15 protein-coding genes and 2 pseudogenes are annotated in these 17,063 nt (G+C 72.5%); 11 read left to right on the top strand and 6 right to left on the bottom strand.

The annotated features are described in order from the left end of the window. Nucleotides 1-51: 51 nt before the first annotated feature. Nucleotides 52-966, bottom strand: a complete 915-nt coding sequence (locus ACWGKT_RS23000) for a LysR family transcriptional regulator (RefSeq protein WP_453275148.1) — start codon at nt 964-966, stop codon at nt 52-54. 111 nt (nt 967-1,077) lie between these two features. Between ACWGKT_RS23000 and mgrA the strand changes: the two genes are divergently transcribed. Beyond that, nucleotides 1,078-2,070 carry an L-glyceraldehyde 3-phosphate reductase gene (mgrA, locus tag ACWGKT_RS22995; protein ID WP_453275147.1) on the top strand — a complete coding sequence of 331 codons (993 nt, stop codon included), beginning with the start codon at nt 1,078-1,080 and terminating at the stop codon, nt 2,068-2,070. 596 nt (nt 2,071-2,666) lie between these two features. Beyond that, nucleotides 2,667-3,302 (top strand): annotated as a pseudogene (locus ACWGKT_RS22990) (AraC family transcriptional regulator); the annotation flags it as partial. On the opposite strand, the gene ACWGKT_RS22985 reads toward ACWGKT_RS22990, so the two are convergent. After that, nucleotides 3,292-3,579, bottom strand: coding sequence for a DUF1905 domain-containing protein (locus tag ACWGKT_RS22985; RefSeq protein ID WP_453275183.1), 288 nt, complete (start codon nt 3,577-3,579; stop codon nt 3,292-3,294). The pseudogene ACWGKT_RS22990 and the gene ACWGKT_RS22985 overlap by 11 nt on opposite strands. 307 nt (nt 3,580-3,886) lie before the next feature. Between ACWGKT_RS22985 and ACWGKT_RS22980 the strand changes: the two genes are divergently transcribed. From ACWGKT_RS22980 to ACWGKT_RS22965, 4 genes are all read left to right on the top strand, one after another. Further along, complete coding sequence (locus tag ACWGKT_RS22980) at nt 3,887-4,297, top strand: hypothetical protein (RefSeq protein WP_453275146.1); 411 nt, start codon at nt 3,887-3,889, stop codon at nt 4,295-4,297. 94 nt (nt 4,298-4,391) lie between these two features. After that, nucleotides 4,392-6,731 (top strand): FHA domain-containing protein, encoded by a 2,340-nt coding sequence (locus tag ACWGKT_RS22975; protein WP_453275145.1) that lies wholly within the window; start codon nt 4,392-4,394, stop codon nt 6,729-6,731. Between the two features lie 8 nt (nt 6,732-6,739). Beyond that, a complete protein-coding gene (locus tag ACWGKT_RS22970) occupies nt 6,740-7,291 on the top strand; it encodes an SH3 domain-containing protein (protein ID WP_356149794.1) in 552 nt (183 codons plus the stop codon). Further along, a complete protein-coding gene (locus ACWGKT_RS22965) occupies nt 7,291-8,310 on the top strand; it encodes a serine/threonine-protein kinase (protein ID WP_453275144.1) in 1,020 nt (339 codons plus the stop codon). Before ACWGKT_RS22970 ends, ACWGKT_RS22965 begins: the two co-directional genes overlap by 1 nt. Here the strand turns inward: ACWGKT_RS22965 and ACWGKT_RS22960 are convergent. Then, nucleotides 8,301-9,587 carry a streptophobe family protein gene (locus ACWGKT_RS22960; RefSeq protein WP_453275143.1) on the bottom strand — a complete coding sequence of 429 codons (1,287 nt, stop codon included), beginning with the start codon at nt 9,585-9,587 and terminating at the stop codon, nt 8,301-8,303. The genes ACWGKT_RS22965 and ACWGKT_RS22960 overlap by 10 nt on opposite strands. Before the next feature lie 176 nt (nt 9,588-9,763). On the opposite strand from ACWGKT_RS22960, the pseudogene ACWGKT_RS22955 reads away from it, so the two are divergent. Together ACWGKT_RS22955 and ACWGKT_RS22950 are read left to right on the top strand one after the other, a co-directional pair. Beyond that, nucleotides 9,764-11,173: pseudogene (locus tag ACWGKT_RS22955) on the top strand (DUF6777 domain-containing protein); the annotation flags it as partial. A gap of 431 nt (nt 11,174-11,604) precedes the next feature. Next, nucleotides 11,605-12,057, top strand: a complete 453-nt coding sequence (locus ACWGKT_RS22950) for an ATP-binding protein (RefSeq protein WP_356149800.1) — start codon at nt 11,605-11,607, stop codon at nt 12,055-12,057. Between the two features lie 67 nt (nt 12,058-12,124). Here the strand turns inward: ACWGKT_RS22950 and ACWGKT_RS22945 are convergent, their stop codons facing one another. Then, nucleotides 12,125-13,012: an RNA polymerase sigma factor SigF gene (locus ACWGKT_RS22945; RefSeq protein WP_356149802.1), complete on the bottom strand. Its 888-nt coding sequence runs from the start codon at nt 13,010-13,012 to the stop codon at nt 12,125-12,127. Nucleotides 13,013-13,231: 219 nt separating this feature from the next. Here ACWGKT_RS22945 and ACWGKT_RS22940 point away from each other — a divergent pair, with 219 nt between their 5' ends. Together ACWGKT_RS22940 and ACWGKT_RS22935 are read left to right on the top strand one after the other, a co-directional pair. Next, nucleotides 13,232-13,813 carry a DinB family protein gene (locus ACWGKT_RS22940; RefSeq protein ID WP_453275142.1) on the top strand — a complete coding sequence of 194 codons (582 nt, stop codon included), beginning with the start codon at nt 13,232-13,234 and terminating at the stop codon, nt 13,811-13,813. A gap of 98 nt (nt 13,814-13,911) precedes the next feature. Then, nucleotides 13,912-14,289 (top strand): helix-turn-helix domain-containing protein, encoded by a 378-nt coding sequence (locus tag ACWGKT_RS22935; RefSeq protein ID WP_453275141.1) that lies wholly within the window; start codon nt 13,912-13,914, stop codon nt 14,287-14,289. A gap of 4 nt (nt 14,290-14,293) precedes the next feature. On the opposite strand, the gene ACWGKT_RS22930 is transcribed toward ACWGKT_RS22935, so the two are convergent. After that, nucleotides 14,294-15,499, bottom strand: coding sequence for an epoxide hydrolase family protein (locus ACWGKT_RS22930; protein WP_453275140.1), 1,206 nt, complete (start codon nt 15,497-15,499; stop codon nt 14,294-14,296). A 123-nt stretch (nt 15,500-15,622) separates the two neighbouring features. On the opposite strand from ACWGKT_RS22930, the gene ACWGKT_RS22925 reads away from it, so the two are divergent. Next, entirely contained in the window at nt 15,623-16,105 is a 483-nt protein-coding gene (locus ACWGKT_RS22925; protein WP_235459773.1) for a VOC family protein, read from the top strand. Nucleotides 16,106-16,155: 50 nt separating this feature from the next. Here the strand turns inward: ACWGKT_RS22925 and ACWGKT_RS22920 are convergent, their stop codons facing one another. Further along, on the bottom strand, nt 16,156-17,046 hold the full coding sequence (locus ACWGKT_RS22920) for an aminoglycoside phosphotransferase family protein (RefSeq protein ID WP_453275139.1): 891 nt from the start codon (nt 17,044-17,046) through the stop codon (nt 16,156-16,158). Between the last annotated feature and the right edge of the window lie 17 nt (nt 17,047-17,063).

Here is a 17,063-nt window from a genome sequence, read left to right as displayed (position 1 = left end):
CGTGGTTGCCGGGTGGGACGGTCACGAGTCTGCGGCGCCGGGAGGCCGAGGTCAGGAGGGGTGGGCCCCGTCCGGGGGTGTCGCCAGGCCCCCTGTTTCGAGCAGGGTGATCAGCGCGCGGGCCGCCGGGCTGGTGGCCGTCTGGGGCGGCAGCAGGGCGACCGTCTCGTACGCCGCCTCGCCCCCGCCCTTCAGTGGCAGCGCCGTCAGCGAGGGGCGCTTGTGCCGGAAGTGCCGGGGTACGACGGCGATCCCGAGGTTCTCGTCGACCAGGTCCAGGAGGCTGTGCACGTCGTTGACCTCCAGCGCGACCGTGCGGTGGATCCCGGCCGCGGCGAAGGCGGTGTCCGTGGTGCGGCGCGGGCCCCAGTCGGGATGGAAGTCGACGAAGACCTCGCGGCCGAGGTCGTCCGTCGCCACCGCCGCACCGGCCGTGGCGAGCCGGTGGCTGGGATGGCACAGGACGGTCATCGGCTCGCTCGTCAGCGACACCGAGCGCAGTTGGTCCGAGTCCGCCCGGGTCCGGTAGGCGAAGGCCAGGTCCAGCCGTCCCGCCGCGACCTCCTCGGCCAGCGCCCCCGAGCCCGCCTGCCGCAGCCGGATCTCCACGTCCGGGTGCCGCCGCCGGAACGCGGCCAGCAGTCCCGCCACATGCACCCCCGCGATGCACTGCTCGGTGCCCAGCGCCAGCGTCCCGCGCAGTACGCCCTGCACCGCGGCCACCGCCTCGTGCGCCGCCCGGACCTGTGCCAGGATCCGCTCGGCCTCGGCGAGGAGCGCCCGCCCGGCCTCGGTCAGCGTCACCCGGCGGGTGGTGCGCACGAACAGCGGCGCCCGCAGCTCCCGCTCAAGGGCCCGGATCGACGCCGACAAGCCGGACTGGGACACCAGCAGCCGTTCGGCAGCACGGGTGAAGTGCTGGTCCTCGGCGACCGCGACGAAGTGCTGGAGGTGGCGCAATTCCATGATTGAGAAGCCTAGCCGCACAATTCCATCGGATTCTTCTGTTGGACCGCTGTACCCGGCCCGGGGAAGAGTGGAACCGGTAGATCCTGTGTCCACCCCTCTGGAGTCGCGTTGTACACCGCACACCCCGACCGCTACGCCGACATGCCCTACCGGCGCACCGGACGCAGCGGCCTGAAGCTTCCCGCGCTGTCGCTCGGCCTGTGGCACAACTTCGGCCCCGACCGCCCGGTCGAGACCCAGCGCGCGATCCTGCGCCGCGCCTTCGACCTCGGCGTCACCCACTTCGACCTGGCCAACAACTACGGCCCGCCGCCCGGCGCCGCCGAGTCCGCCCTCGGCGAGGCGCTCAGGGCGGACTTCGCGCCGTACCGTGACGAGCTGGTCATCTCCACCAAGGCCGGGTACCTGATGTGGCCCGGCCCGTACGGCGAATGGGGCTCGCGCAAGTACGTGCTGTCCTCGCTCGACCAGAGCCTGAAGCGGATGGGCCTGGACTACGTCGACATCTTCTACTCGCACCGCCCCGACCCGGACACTCCGCTGGAGGAGACGATGGGCGCGCTGCACTCCGCGGTCCAGCAGGGCAAGGCGCTCTACGTCGGCCTCTCCAACTACTCGGCGGAGCAGACCCGCGACGCCGCCCGCATCCTCGGCGAGCTGGGCACCCCGCTGCTCATCCACCAGCCGCGCTACTCGATGCTCGACCGCCGCCCCGAGGGCGAGGGCCTGCTGGAGGCGCTCGACGAGCTCCAGGTCGGCTCCATCGCCTACTCCCCGCTGGAGCAGGGCCTGCTGACCGGCCGCTACCTGGACGGCATCCCGGAGGACTCGCGGGCGGCGAGCGACAGCCCGTTCCTGAACTCCGACGCCGTCACCGAGGACCTCGTCGCCCGGCTGCGTGCCCTCGACGAGATCGCCAAGTCCCGCGGTCAGACGCTGGCGCAGCTGGCCCTGGCCTGGGTGCTGCGCGGCGGCCGGGTCACCTCCGCCCTCGTCGGCGCGAGCAGCCCGCGGCAGATCGAGGACAGCGTCGCGGCCGCCCGCAACCTGGACTTCGACGCCGAGGAGCTGGCGCGGATCGACGCGATCGTCGAGCCGTAGACGGTCGACGCGATCGTCCGGCCGTGGCCGAGGGTCAGGGCCGTGAGGCGCTCGCTCGCTTCCCAGAGGCGGGCGGCCGCCTCCGGGTCGACCGCGTACGGCAGCACGCCGGGCAGGGCCGAGCCGGAGCGCCACTCGGCCTCGCCGCCGGCGGTCACCACCGGGCTGATGTCGCAGTTCTCGCAGGAGACGCCGCCCAGTCCGGCGAGCCGCGGGCTCGTCGCGCACCACACGCCGGTAGCCGCTCCCTGCTGGACGGTCGTGAACTGCCGGGCGGGGTCGCGGCCGGGGCGGCCCTGCTCGTCGAGGGCGCCGGCCGCCCGCAGGGCCTCCTCGGAGAGGTGCTGGGCCAGACCGGTGTCGATGATCATGCCGGGGTGCACGGAGAAGGCCCGCACACCCTCCGCCGCGCCCCGCCGGTCCAGCTCCACCGCGAACAACGCGTTGGCCGTCTCGGACCGGCCGTACGCGAGGAACGGTTCGTAGGGCCGCCGCTCGAAGCGGAGGTCGTCGAAGACGACCAGGGAGAACCGGATGCCCGGCGAGGACACCGGGACGACCCGCGCCCCGTCGGCCGCGTGCGGGAGGCCACCGTGGACCCCGGGACCGGGATGGCCCGGATCGGCGAGGGCGAGGACGTCGTGTGTGTCTCCGGGCACATCGACCTCAGCCGGGACAGCGGCGATCTGCTCCGCCGGGCGCTGCCCGAGCTCGTCCGCGTGCGCGCCGACGCGGCCGAGGCGCCCGTACTGCGCCGGCTGGTCGGGCAGCCGGCGGGCGAGATGACGGCGGGCCGGGCCGGCGCCCCGTTCGCGACCGACCAGCCGGCCCAGCTGATCTTCGTCCAGGTGCTGCGGCTCTGCCTCACGGAGGCCGACGGGCTGCCGCCCGGCTGGCTGCGCGCCCTCGCCGACGAACGGCTCGCCCCGGCCCTGCGCCTGATGCACGGCGACCCCGCCCACCCCTGGACGCTGGAGGAGTTGGCGCGCGCGGCGGCGATGTCCCGCACCACCTTCGCCGTGCGCTTCAAGGAGGCTGCCGGGGAGCCGCCCCTGACCTACCTGCTGAACTGGTGGATGACCCTGGCCGCCCGTGCCCTTCGGCAGGACGCGACCCCCGTCGCCACCCTCGCGTGCTCGGTCGGCTACACCTGCGAGAGCGCCTTCAGCAACGCCTTCAAACGCATGGTGGGGGTCGCGCCGAGGCGTTACCGCGACACCGTCAGGAGCTGAGCCGCTCCTCCACCCGCACGGTGACCGTGTCGCCCTCCGCCTTGCCGATGGCCTTGCGCACGTCCGCCTTCACGGGCAGCTTGTGCGTGCCGTCGCCCAGGGCCATGAAAGAGCTCCGGAAAGGATGCCCGTCGATCGTGCCGCGGATCTTCACGAGTCCGCGGGTGCCGAGGAATTCGACGGACTTCGGCCACACGACATACGTCCGGCCGCCTTTCTCGGGGCTCTTGAGCAGGACGGCGGTGAATTCCGCGGTCGCTTTTCCGGTGATCGGCAGGGCACCCGGTGTCGTGCCGGTGCTGTCCACGGTGAGGGTGGGGCGGAAGGCGAAACCGGGGAACCGTGCCTGTGTCGCCGCGATCACGGCCGCGATCCGCTCGTGGCCGCCGGGGAGACCGCCGACCCCGTCGACACCGCATTTCGGCCAGGGAAAGCGGTGAATATGCCAGGAGACTGGCCGGAAAGTCATGGTGACAGTGATTCAAGAGTGAAGATACTCAAACGCCAGGGGCACTTCACCGCATACGAGCCGCACGGAAAGCGAGGCCGGGTCGGCAAACGGGCAACGCGACGGGGGAGTGATCGTGCACGACGAATTCCTGTGCCATGTCACCGCGTACGGCACGTGCGGCGGACGGCGTATCGGCGTACCGCTCGGCACCTACCGCGCGCCCACCCTGGCGCTGGCGCTGTGGTGGCTGCGGGACCGGGCCCTGTGGATCGCCGAGCGGCTCGATCCGCTCCCCGAGAACCCGCGCTTCCCGCACGGCTCGCTCGTCCCGGTGGCGGACACCGTGACCGACGTGCCCGGAGTACTGCGCGCCTGGTGCTCCGACGCGTTCCAACAGGAGCTCGTGGCCGACGAGTTGGCCGGCGGACGGCTGGTGCGGATCGCCGCCCACGACGACACCACCGAGTACGAGCTTCTCGCCGAGTCCATCGACGCCCTGCGCATGCAGCGCACCATCCCGGCGCTCGTCGTCCCCGTCGCCTGACCCGCGACAGCGGCCGACCGAAGAGCCTGGGCCGGGGCCGCCGCGGCCCACGCCGACCGGGCGCACATGTGAGCGAATCGGTACAATTCTGGCCATGGCGGAGCGTCCGGTCGCCCCGACTGCACCCGAACTCGTGCTGGAGACCGACACGGGCTCCACGGTGATGTCCCCGGGCCGGGACTACCACGTCGGTCGCGACCCGTTGTGCGAGATCGTCCTCGACGATGCCCGGGTCTCCTGGCACCACGCGGTGCTGCGGACCGATGACGGTCACTGGACGCTGGAGGACGAGGACAGCACCAACGGCACCTACGCGGACGGCCGCCGCATCCACGCGCGCGGCGTCGGACCGGGCAGCGTGATCCGCTTCGGCAACCCCGCCGACGGTCCCCGCGCGATCCTGCTCGGCCGTGCCGCGCCCACCGCGGACCGCCCGTCGGCCGTCTCGATGCCTGCCCTGACCAGCACCTTTCGCCAGCCGGCCCATGTGCGGGAGCTGCCCGCCCGCACCCTGCGCCTGGGCCGGGCCCCCGACAACGACCTCGTCGTCGACGACCTGTCCGTCTCCCGCCGGCACGCCGAACTGCGCTCGCACGAGGACGGCACCTACGAGATCGTCGACCTCGGCAGCCACAACGGCACCTTCCTCAACGGCCGCCCCGTCACCCACGCCTCGATCGGCCCCGGCGACATCATCGGCATCGGCCACTCCTCGTTCTGCCTGGTCGGCGACGTGTTGCAGGAGTACGTCGACACCGGTGAGATCTCCCTCGACGTCCAGGACCTCACCGTCGCCGTCGACCGTGGCAGCAAGATCCTCCTCGACGACGTCTCCTTCCCGGTCGGGGAGAAGTGCCTGCTCGCGGTCGTCGGACCGAGCGGGGCGGGCAAGTCCACCCTGCTCAACGCCCTGACCGGGCAGCGCCCCGCCGACCGGGGCACGGTCCTGTACGACGGCCGCGACCTGTACCGCGACTACGCCGAACTGCGCCAGCGCATCGGCCTGGTCCCGCAGGACGACATCCTGCACGCCCAGCTGACCGTGCGCGCCGCCCTGTCCTACGCCGCCGAACTGCGCTTCCCGCAGGACACCGCGCGGGAGGAGCGCCAGGCGCGGGTCGACGAGGTGATCTTGGAGCTGGGCCTGGAACAGCGCGCCGGACAGGCCGTGCACAGCCTGTCGGGCGGCCAGCGCAAGCGGGTCAGCGTGGCCCTGGAACTGCTCACCAAGCCGTCACTGCTCTTCCTCGACGAACCGACCTCCGGACTCGACCCCGGCATGGACCGGTCCGTGATGCAGATGCTGCGCGGCCTCGCGGACGACGGCCGCACGGTCATCGTCGTCACCCACAGCGTCCTCAGCCTCGACGTGTGCGACCGGCTCCTGGTGCTCGCGCCGGGCGGCAAGGTCGCGTACTACGGGCAGCCGGACGACGCCCTCGCCTTCTTCGGCTTCGAACAGTGGCCGGAGGCCTTCGAGGCCTTCGAACGGGACCGCGACCGGGACTGGGCGGGGGAGTACCGGGACTCGCCGTTCCACCGGCACTACGTCGCCGAGGCGACCGCGCAGCCCCACCAGCCCCGCTCGGCCCCGTTGACCGTGGCCCCGCCGCCCCGCCCGCGCAGCTGGGGCGCCCAGCTCGGCACCCTGGTGCGGCGCTACACGGCCGCGCTCGCCGCCGACCGCGTCTTCCTCGTCACCATGATCGCGCTGCCGTTCGTGATGGGCGCCATGGGCCGGGCCCTGGCGGGCGGGAAACTGACCGCGGAGACCGCGCTGAACACCCTGCTCATCCTGTGTGTCGGCGGCGTGTTCACCGGCGCGGCCAACGCCGTGCGCGAACTCGTCAAGGAACGCGTGATCTACCAGCGCGAACGGGCCTTCGGCCTGTCCAGATCGGCGTACCTGATGTCGAAGATCCTCGTGCTGGGCGCGATCACCGTCGTCCAGGCCGTCGTGCTCACCCTGGTCGCACTGCTGGGCGTCAACCTCAACGCACCGGGCGGCGAGGGCGTGGTGATGCCGCCCCTTGCCGAAATCACCCTCGCCACCGCCCTGCTGTCCTTCACGGCGATGATGCTCGGCCTGGTCGTGTCGGCGCTGGTGCGCAAGGAGGACGTGACGATGCCGCTGCTGGTGCTGATCTCCATCGTCCAGGTCGTCTTCTGCGGGGCCCTGCTGCGGCTGCACGGCGTGCCCGGACTGGAGCAGCTGTCCTGGTTGGTGCCCTCGCGGTGGGCGCTCGGCGCCATGGCGGGCACCGTCGGCCTGGCCCGGATCGTGCCCGGCAGACTGACCGCCGACCCGCTGTTCCGGCACCTGACCGAGGTGTGGGTGGTCAACATGTCCATGCTTGTGGTGCTGTCGACGGTCTACGGCATGGCGGTCGCCCGGCTGCTGCGCCTGTACGAGCCCGCCGTGATGCGGAAGTAGGCGGTGCGATGACGAGCCCCGGCTTCCGGCCCACCCACGTCGTCCCCCCGTCCGGGCTGCCCGCCTGGGAGGCCCCGGACCCCGCACGGCCCACCGTGCCCCTGGACGCGCTGCTCCCGGTGGAGCTCCTGGAGCGGCTCGGCGACTGGGGCCGGATCCGGTGCGCCAACGGCTGGTCCGCCTGGGTCGACGGCCGCTACCTGGTCGCCGTACCCCAGGACCCGCCCACCGGGGACGGCCCGCTCGGCGAGGCCGCCGACCCGCGCCCGCTGCTGGCCCAGGCGGAACAGGCCCTGGACGAGTACCGGGCCGCCGTGGAGGAGCTCGTCCAGGGCGCCCTCGACGGCGAGTCGTTCCGCGCCCGTACGCAGGGGCTGCGGATCGGGGTGGTGGTCGACGGGGAGTCGGTGTGGGTGTACGACCCCGGGGAGGGCCGGTGGATGTACGGCGACGGGAGGCGGCTGAACACCTACGCCTCGGACCGGGTGGCGCCCCGCGCCGACGTTCCCGGCCCCGGTCACGCGCCGACCCGTGTGGTGCCCTCCGACGGTGAGCCGTGATGGCGGGCCGGACGAGTCTCTTCTCCGGTCGGCCCTCCGAGCTGATCGGACAGCAGGTCGCGGGCTACCGCATCGAGAGCGCGATCGGGCGCGGCGGCATGGCCGTCGTCTACCGGGCCCACGACCTGCGACTGGACCGTACGGTCGCGCTCAAGCTGCTCGCCCCGGAACTCGCCCGCAACGACACGTTCCGCAAGCGGTTCACCCACGAGTCCCGGGTGGCCGCCGCGATCGACCATCCGCACATCGTGCCGGTCTTCGAGGCGGGCGAGACGGACGGCGTGCTCTACATCGCCATGCGCTTCGTCGCCGGCCGCGATCTGCGCCATCTCCTGGACCGGGAGGGCCCGCTGCCGTTCGACGTCGCGGTCCGGATCGCCGGGCAGGTGGCCTCGGCGCTCGACGCCGCCCACGAGCACGGGCTGGTCCACCGGGACGTCAAGCCCGGCAACATCCTGGTCGCCGAGGGCACCGACAGCGACCACCCCGAGCACGTCTACCTCACCGACTTCGGGCTGACGAAGAAGTCGCTGTCGCTGACCGGCTTCACGACCGTGGGACAGTTCGTCGGCACGCTGGACTACGTGGCCCCGGAGCAGATCTCGGGCCGCCCGGTCGACGGCCGCTGCGACGTCTACGGCCTCGCCTGCGTCGTCCACGAGACCCTCGCCGGCCATCCCCCCTTCCAGCGGGACGACGACATGGCCCTGCTGTGGGCCCACCAGTACGACGAGCCGCCCCCGCTCACCGAGGGCCGCCCCGACCTGCCCCGCGCCGTCGACGGCGTGTTCGCCCGGGCCCTGGCCAAGAGCCCCGAGGCCCGGTACGACTCCTGCCTCGCCTTCGTCGCCGCCCTGCGCGCGGCCGGGCGCAGCGGCACGGTCGCCGACCGGCCGCCGACGACGGAGCCGGACCTCCCGGAGACCGGCACCACGACGCCGACACCGCACCGGCCGACGCCGTCGCCGACACCGCCCCCGCGGTGGGCGGAGCCGGTGTTCCGGAGCCGTCAGCCCTGATCCGGCCCGGGCCGGGCCCCCACCTCGCCACGGCGGTGCACCGGCCGCGCCAGGAGACCGCCCAGGAAGCCGGCGACCAGCCCCCACAGCGCGGCAAGACCGAGCGCCGACCACCACTCGGGCCGCAGGAACAGCTCCCCCGACAGCCCGCCGCCCAGGTCGCTGATGCCGAGCAGCGACAGGCCGTAGTGCGCGGAGACCCGGCCCACCAGGCAGATCATGAGCACGGCCAGCACGAGGGCCACGGCCAGGTGCAGCGCGTGCCGCCACACGGGCACCCGGGCCGGTGAACGCGCCGCCATCAGGAAGGCGGCGCTTGGCACGAGCACCGCGGCCGCCACCAGGAGCCACCACGCCGAGGCGTCGCGCTCGGTGAGCGTGTGCAGGTTCACCGTGGAGACGTCCGGGGTGCGCAGCACCTCGTCCAGGAGGCGCGGCACCGGCAGTCCGAACGGGCCCTCCACCCGGCCGTGCCAGGTGGCGCCCATGCCGACGGTGAGCGCGGGCCAGGCGAGGTTCGGCAACCCCAGCAGGATCAGCGCGAGGGTCCGCGCCAGGTGCCCGTGGGTGACCGCCACCACCAGGGCGATGACGCCGGTCAGGGCGACGGACACGAGCAGCAGCACGACCATGGCGTACGCCGCCGGACGCACCGACTCCTGGAAGCGCAGCAGCCGCCCCGGCAGCGGCGCCCCGCGCGACACCAGCAGGGCCAGCACCAGGACGCCCGCCAACCACAGCAGCCCGAACAGCACCGTCAGCGGCACGTCCGTGGTGAACCCCACCCTCGGTACGGCGTCGAGCAGTTGACCGATCTCGGCGAGCGTGTCGTTGTCGACGTCGACGGCAAAGGTCTGACGAGCCGTCAGGGCCAGGGCGATCAGCACGACCAGCCACAGCACCGCGATCCGGGCGGCCCAGCCGGCCAGTTCCCGGACTCCGGTCACCGCCCGGTGCCGCAGCGGCCGCAGGAAACCCGCGGCGAGGACGAGGGCTCCGGTCAGGGTGACCGACAGCGGGACCACGGTCAGCCCCGCCTCCGTCCGGGCGAGGGCTCCGGCGTTGCCCGAGAGCCGTACGGTGCCGCCGACGGCCGAGGCCACGGTCGCCAGCACGATCCGCGGGAACGCGCTGTCCGGGAGGTCCGTGGCACCCGCCGCCCACAGCCCCAGCGCGGCGACCACGACCATGGCGGCGAGCCCGGCCAGCACCGCGACCCCGGCCTGCGCCCAGTCCTGGTGGGCAACTGCCTGGTCGGCGGCGGTTCGGCGGCTCACCCTGTCACGCTAAGCAGCGGCCGGGCCGGGCGCCCGTCGGGTGGTCCGTCCGCGTCCGCTTGCGGGCAGCGCGCCCCTGGAGCACACAATGGGCTAGTTGTGGCAAAACCGGCATTCGAGTGAATTCGACTGAAAAGCGCCGCCGGTGCCGCCCGTCACGTTCGGGAGATGAGCTCGTGAGCGAACCTCCGTCCTCAGGCCGCCCCACGGGACCGCCCTCCGGCCCCCTGTCGGGCCCCTCCCAGCCGCCCGCAGGACCGCCCCCTCGCCCACCCGCGGGGGGCGGTGGCGGCGGGACGCCGGAACCGCACCTGCCCTGGTGGCGCTCCGCACCGCGGATCGCGGTGCTCACCACCGCCGTCGTGGTCGCCGTGATCGTGGCTGTCGTCCTCACCAACGGGGGCGGCGGCTCGAACAAGGGCGGCGAGGTCTTCCTCCAGGCGGCGAACAAGACCGGGCCCGACCCGTTCACGCCGTCGTCGGCGACGAACAGCTCCGTTCCGCCGCCCTCCAGGGAGCAGGGAACGGCCCCGGGTACGGGCCAGGGCACGGGTACGGCCACGGGCCAGGGCACGCCCACCGGCCCGGGCACGCCCACCGGCCGGGGGACCGCCACCGGCCGGGGCACCTCCACCGCCTCGGGCACCGCCCCCGGCAACGAGTCCGGGCCGGTCACCGCGGTGCGCGGCGTGGACGGCGGGTCGCCCGGCCTGTACAGCGGCGTTCAGAAGTCGTCCCCCTGTGACGTCGAGAAGCAGATCAAGTACTTGGGGGCCGCCCCGTCCCGGAACAAGGCCTTCGCCTCGGTCGCCGGCGTCCAGCCGGGCTCCGTCCCCAGCTACCTCCGCTCCCTCACCCCCGTGCAGCTGCGCGCGGACACCCGCGTCACCAACCACGGCTACCGCGACGGGGGCGCCACCGACTACCAGTCCGTCCTGCAGGCGGGCACCGCCGTCCTGGTCGACAGCCACGGCGTGCCCCGGATGCGCTGCGCCTGCGGCAACCCGATGACCCCGCCGGTCGCGCAGAAGGGCACGCCCCGGCACACGGGCGACACGTGGGCGTCGTACCGGCCCTCGAACGTCGTCTTCATCGCTCCCGCGCGCCAGGTCATCAAGGTCTTCGTGATCTTCGACGTCCGTCATGACCAGTGGTTCCACCGCTACCGCGGCGACCACGGTCGCCGGGACCAGTACTCCAGGCCGCCGTCGCACTGGGTCGACCCGGTGATCCCGCCGCCGCCCTGCAAGCCCGGCCAGACACGGCCGCCCGGCGGCTCCATGCCCCCGTGCGTGCCGGTGACGACCAGCGCGTCCCCGTCGACGCCCACCTCGTCGCCCTCGGGGACCTCGCCCTCGACGACCACGTCGTCCCCGTCGGGTACCTCGACGTCGCCGTCGGGCACGAACACTTCGCCGTCTTCGTCCGGCACGTCCGCGTCTCCGGGCTCCGAGTCGCCGTCGTCGAAGAAGCCGTCGTCGGAGTCGCCGTCGTCGGAGTCGCCGTCCTCCGAATCCCCGTCCTCGGAGTCCCCGTCGTCGGAGTCGCCCTCTTCGGAGTCCCCGTCGTCGGAGTCCCCCTCGGTCGAGTCCCCGTCCTCCGAGTCGCCGTCCTCCGAGGCCCCCACCTCGCAGGAGCCGACCTCGCAGGAGCCGACCACGGAGTCGGCGACGACATCGGGCCCCGAGTCCTCCGTCCCGGAGACCTCGGCGCCCGAGACCCGAACCACCAGCGAGGCCGGCTCCGAAACGGCCACGCAGGAGCAGCCGGCGGAGACGTCCGGCCAGCAGGAGACGTCCGGGCCCCAGGAGACCTCCGGGCCCCAGCAGGAGCAGCAGCAAGAGCAGCAGCAGGAGCAGTAGGAGTCCTAGGCGGGACCTCCCGGCACCCGAGCCGCCCGGCGGACATGTCCGATGTGCGCGGTGGGCGAACAGCGTCCGGGACTGTACGGCCCCTCTCGGGGTACGAGCACTGTTGCAGCAGTGACCGGCCAGGCCGGATTCCGAGAGAGACACGCATGACCGACCACCCGGACGAGGCAGTGATACCGACTGGTTTCGACGTGCCCGTGGAACCCCTGCGACGGGCGGCCCACTACACCGGCGAACCGGGGTGCATCGCCCAGGCACGGACCTTCGCCGAGCTCTTCCTCGACCAGCTCAGGAACGAATGGTGCGCCATCATCGACGACCGGACCGACGGCGACCTGCTCCTGGTCGTCAGCGAGCTGGTCACCAACGCGGACCGGCACAGCAACGGCCCCTACATCCTGGAAATGGAGGGCACCGACACCGAGGTGATGGTGTCCGTCTACGACAGCAGCGCCGCCCTGCCGCGCCGCTTCCCGCGCGACCCCGAGCGCGTCGGCCGGCACGGACTGGAGATCGTGCACGCCCTGGCGGCGCGGGTGACCGCCGAACGCGTACCGGTCGGCAAGCGGGTGTGCGCGCAGGTGAGCATCGCTCACTGAGTCGCGCACACCACCGCCCGCGCATCGACGACAGCCCACCGCCGAACGGCGATCGGCGGCCGGCCGGTCAGGCGCAGCCGAGTTCGCCCAGCATGCCCTGACGGAGCCGGGCGATGATCCGCTTGATCAGACGTGAGACATGCATCTGGGAGCAGCCGAGCCGCTCGCCGATCTCCGCCTGGGTGGCCTCCTCCACGAACCGCAGATGGATGATCTCCCGGTCGCGGTCGCTGAGTTCGGCCATGAGCGGGGCGAGGGACTGGAAGTCCTCGACGAGCCGCAGCCCGTGCTCCTCCACGCCGATGAAGTCCGCGAGGACCGACTCGCCGTCCTCGGGTCCGTCACCGGTGAGCGCGGCGTCCAGCGAGGCCGAGTTGTAGCCGTTGGAGGCGAGTTGGGCCTCGACCACCTCGTTCTCGGTGATGTTCATCAGCGTGGCCAGCTCGGCGACCGTCGGCTCACGGTCCAGCCTGCTGGAGAGCTCCTCGCGCGCCTTGGCCAGCTCCACGCGCAGCTCCTGCAGCCGACGCGGAACGTGCACGGCCCAGGTGGTGTCACGGAAGAACCGCTTGATCTCGCCGACGATGTACGGCAGCGCGAAGGAGGTGAACTCCACCTCGCGCGCCAGCTCGAACCGGTCGATCGCCTTGATCAGACCGATCATCCCGGTCTGGACGATGTCCTCCATGTCGTCGCCGCGGTTGCGGAACCGGCCGGCCGCGAACCGCACCAGCGACATGTTCATCTCGATCAGCGTGTTGCGCGCGTACTGGTACTCGTGCGTGCCCTCCTCCAGCACCGTCAGGCGCCGGAAGAACTCGCGTGACAGCTCTCGTGCGTCACGCGGGGCGATCGCGCTCGGGTCCTCGATGCCCGGCAGTGATCCCTCGCCCGTCCTGTCCTCGGTGCCCGTTTCGACGACCCCTGCTGCCGACCGGATCCCGGCGGTTTCCATTGCCTCTCCCACGTAAGTCACGTTTCGACGTCTGCCTCTTCGGCTTGGTGTGTTCCCGAGCCCTGCCCAGTTCTCGCGAGCGGCGGGTACCCGGAAGACCGCGTCCCATGCGTGCCTGGTGATGCGGGTACCCGGAGTGATCCGGCCCATGCGCCCCGTGGACGGGCGTGGCGCAAAATGGGTGGCGGTGGCGGCGGACCTCCGCCGATGCTCAGCCCTATGACGGACATCACACAGTCGCAACACGCGCAGCCCGACCGGTCCTTCGGATGGTGGGACATGTTCGTCCGCCCCGAGGACGATCCGCGCAGCGACGGCGGGTTCGTGGGGGAACTCGACACGCTCGTCGGCTATCTGCGCGATCAGCGGCTGACCCTGGAGATGAAGTGCGCGGGGCTGGACGCCGAGGCCATGGCCCGCCGTTCGGTGCCGCCGTCCAACCTCTCGCTGCTGGGCCTCGTACGCCACCTCGCCGACGTCGAACGGCACTGGTTCCGGCAGGTCATGGCCGGACAGGACGTACCCCGCCGCTACCGCACCGCCGAGGACCCCAGCGGCGACTTCGACGGCGCCGTGCCCGACCCCGAGGCGGTGGCCGAGGCATGGCGGTCCTGGCGGGCCGAGGTGGCCTTCGCCGAGCGCTTCGTCGACGAGGCGTCCAGCCTGGACGTGACCGGCACGGACGGGGACGAACCGGTGGCCCTGCGCGAGATCCTGGTCCACATGATCGAGGAGTACGCCCGCCACAACGGCCACGCCGACTTCCTGCGGGAGCGGATCGACGGCCGGGTGGGGCAGTGACGGCGGCCCGTCCCGCCGTGGCCGGCCCGTCCTGCGATTCCACCGAGGGCGCAACCGCGCGCCCTTCCCTGTGCACCCGGTGTTCATACGCTGAGGAGATGACCAACCACGTGCCGAACGAAGCCCGCGTGATTCCCCTGCGCCCGGGGACCGCCCGCCCGCAAGCACCCGCCCCCGAGCCCAAGGAGCCCCTGTGGCGCGACCTCGTCGGTGACGTCCTGCGCCGGGAGCGCCAGGCGCAGGAGCGCACGTTGAGGGACGTCGCCGAACAGGCCCGGATCTCCCTGCCGTACCTCTCGGAGATCGAGCGCGGCCGCAAGGAGGCCTCCTCGGAGGTCCTCGCGGCCGCCGCCCACGCCCTCGGTCTGGGCCTCGGCGATCTGCTCTCCCGGGTCCAGGGCGAGTTGGTCCGGCAGGTCGACAAGGGCCGCCGTGCGCCCACTTCGCCCTACCGGGGGCTGTGCCTGGTCGCCTGAGGGCTCAGCGGGCCTGGTTCTCGCGCAGTTGCCGGAAGAAGGCCCGGACGTCGCCGGCCAGCAGGTCCGGCTCCTCCATGGCCGCGAAGTGACCACCCCGGTCGAACTCCGTCCAGCGCACGAGGTTTTCCGTGCGCTCCGCCTTGTGCCGCAAGGGGAGCTGGATCTCGGCCGGGAAGAGGGCGATCGCGGTCGGCGTCGGCGAGGGCACTGCCGGCGCCGCCGCGCGGCCGCTCGCGTGCGCCCGCTCGTAGTAGACGCGGGCGGACGACCCGGCGGTCCCGGTCAGCCAGTACAGCATCACGTTGGTGAGCATCCGGTCCCGGTCGACGGCCTCCTCCGGCAGGTCCACGGAGTCCGTCCACTCCCGGAACTTCTCCACGATCCAGGCGAGCTGGCCGACGGGGGAGTCCGTCAGGCCGTACGCGAGGGTCTGTGGCCGCGTCGACTGCTGGACGGCGTACCCCGTCCCCTCCCGCGACCACTCGGCCCACCGGCGCCACGAGGTGAGCGTGCGCTCCCGTTCGTCGGGGGTCAGTTCGGCCAGTTCCTCGGCCGTGGGCTCGGTGGCCGCCTGCGCGCCCGGCAGCAGGTTGAGGTGGACGCCGATGACCCGGTCGGGGTGCGCGCGGCCCAGTTCGCGGGAGATCGCGGCGCCCCAGTCGCCGCCCTGGGCGCCGAAGCGCTCGTAGCCGAGGCGGCGCATGAGCTCCGCCCACGCGTCGGCGATGCGGCCCGCCTCCCAGCCCGTCTGAGTGGTCGGGCCGGAGAGTCCGAAGCCCGGGATGCTCGGGACCACGACATGGAAGGCGTCGGCCGGGTCGCCGCCGTGTGTCGCCGGGTCGGTGAGCGGTCCGACGACATCGAGGAACTCGACGATCGAGCCCGGCCAGCCATGGGTGATGATCAGCGGGGTGGCGTCCGGCACCGGGGAGCGGACGTGAGCGAAGTGGACGTCGGCCCCGTCGATCGTGGTGATGAACTGCGGCCACTTGTTGAGCCGCGCCTCCGCCGCCCGCCAGTCGTACGTGTGCCGCCAGTACCCCACGAGTTCGCGCAGGTAGTCCGCCGGCACACCGTACGCCCAGGCCGTGCCCGGCAGTTGGTCCGGCCAACGGGTGCGGTCGAGGCGGTCGTGGAGATCGTCGAGGTCGGTCTGCGGGATCGCGATACGGAACGGACGGATGCTCTCGGCGGGCGAAGACGTCATGATCCGGATGCTAGTCCGACGCTCCTTGGACCCGTCCGGATCAATGGGCCGCCCGAGCGATGAGTTCTCGGGCGAGTACCGGTCCACACTGATGACCGAGTTCCACGCCCCAGGAGGTAGCTCATGGCCACCGACGGTTTCACCACGTGCCTCTGGTTCGACGACCAGGCCGAGGAGGCCGCCCACTTCTACGTCTCGATCTTCAAGAACTCCGCCGTCGGCAGGGTCGCCCGCTACCCCGAGGGCGCTCCCCGTCCCGCCGGCACCGTGATGACCGTCGAGTTCACGGCCAACGGCAGCAAGTTCGTCGCGCTCAACGGCGGCCCGGAGTTCAAGTTCAACGAGGCGATCTCCTTCCAGATCTTCTGCGCGAACCAGGAGGAGATCGACTTCTACTGGACCAAGCTCACCGAGAACGGCGGTGAGCCCGGGCCCTGCGGCTGGCTCAAGGACCGGTTCGGCGTGTCCTGGCAGGTCGTCCCGGACCGGCTCGACGGCATGATCAGCGACCCGGACCCGGAGAAGGCGACCCGCGCGACCAAGGCGATGCTCTCGATGGGCAAGCTCGACATCGCCGCCCTGGAGAAGGCGTACGCGGGGGAGTGAGCATCCGCCGGGGCCCGCGCCAGCCGGCCCGCGCCGGCCGGTTCGCGCCCCTACGCGGATTCCGCGAGGATCTCCCGGATCACATGCCGTGAGTTCTCCGCCAGCACCGGATTGGTCTCCCAGTAGTACGGCAGCTGGATGAGGGAGATCGACAGCGCCCAGCCGCGGCCGCGCGCCCACTCGGCGTCGTCGGCGCCCACGGCCCGGCGGAAGGTGTCCCGGGCGGCCGCGGGCAGCAGGTTCCAGGCCACGATCAGATCGACGGCCGGATCGCCCACCCCCACACAGTCGAAGTCGATCACGGCACTGAGCCGGCCGTCCGCGACCAGGACGTTCCCGGGGCCCAGGTCGCCGTGCGCCCAGACGGGCGGGCCGGTGTGCTCCGGGGCGCGCAACGCCTCCGCCCAGCGATCGGTGACCGCCGTGGTGTCCACCCGGCCCGCCAACCGCGCGACGGCCTCGCGGGTGGCCGTGTCCCGGGTCACCAGGGGGACGCCCCGGTGGCCGGGCGGTCCCTCGTGCGCGTCGATCCGGCGCAGCGCTCGGACGAACGCGGCGAGGTCCTCGGCGAGCGGTCCGGGCCGCTCGACGGCTCCGGCGACCGGGTTGCGTCCGTCGAGCCAGCGGTAGACGGACCAGGGCCAGGCGAAGCCCGCGCCGGGTCCGCCCCGCCCCAGCGGCTCGGGCGTGGGCACGGGCAGCAGCGGCGAGAGCCGGGGCAGCCAGCGCTGCTCGTGCGCCACGCTCGCGACGGCCCCCGGATACCTGGGCAGTCGTACGACCATGTCCGCGCCCAGCCGGAACATCGCGTTCTCGGTCCCGGCGGACCTCAGCCGCTTTGCGGGCAACGACCCCCATCGCGGGAACTGCCCGGCGACCAGCCGCCGGACCAACGAGGCATCGATGTCGACCTCGTCCTCACGCATCTTCACCGCACACATCCGGCCCATTCCAGCGC

The sequence above is a fragment of the Streptomyces sp. NPDC054794 genome (assembly GCF_053611585.1).
The sequence above is the reverse complement of the archived record's forward strand: the minus strand, read 5'-3'. Positions and strand labels throughout refer to the sequence as shown.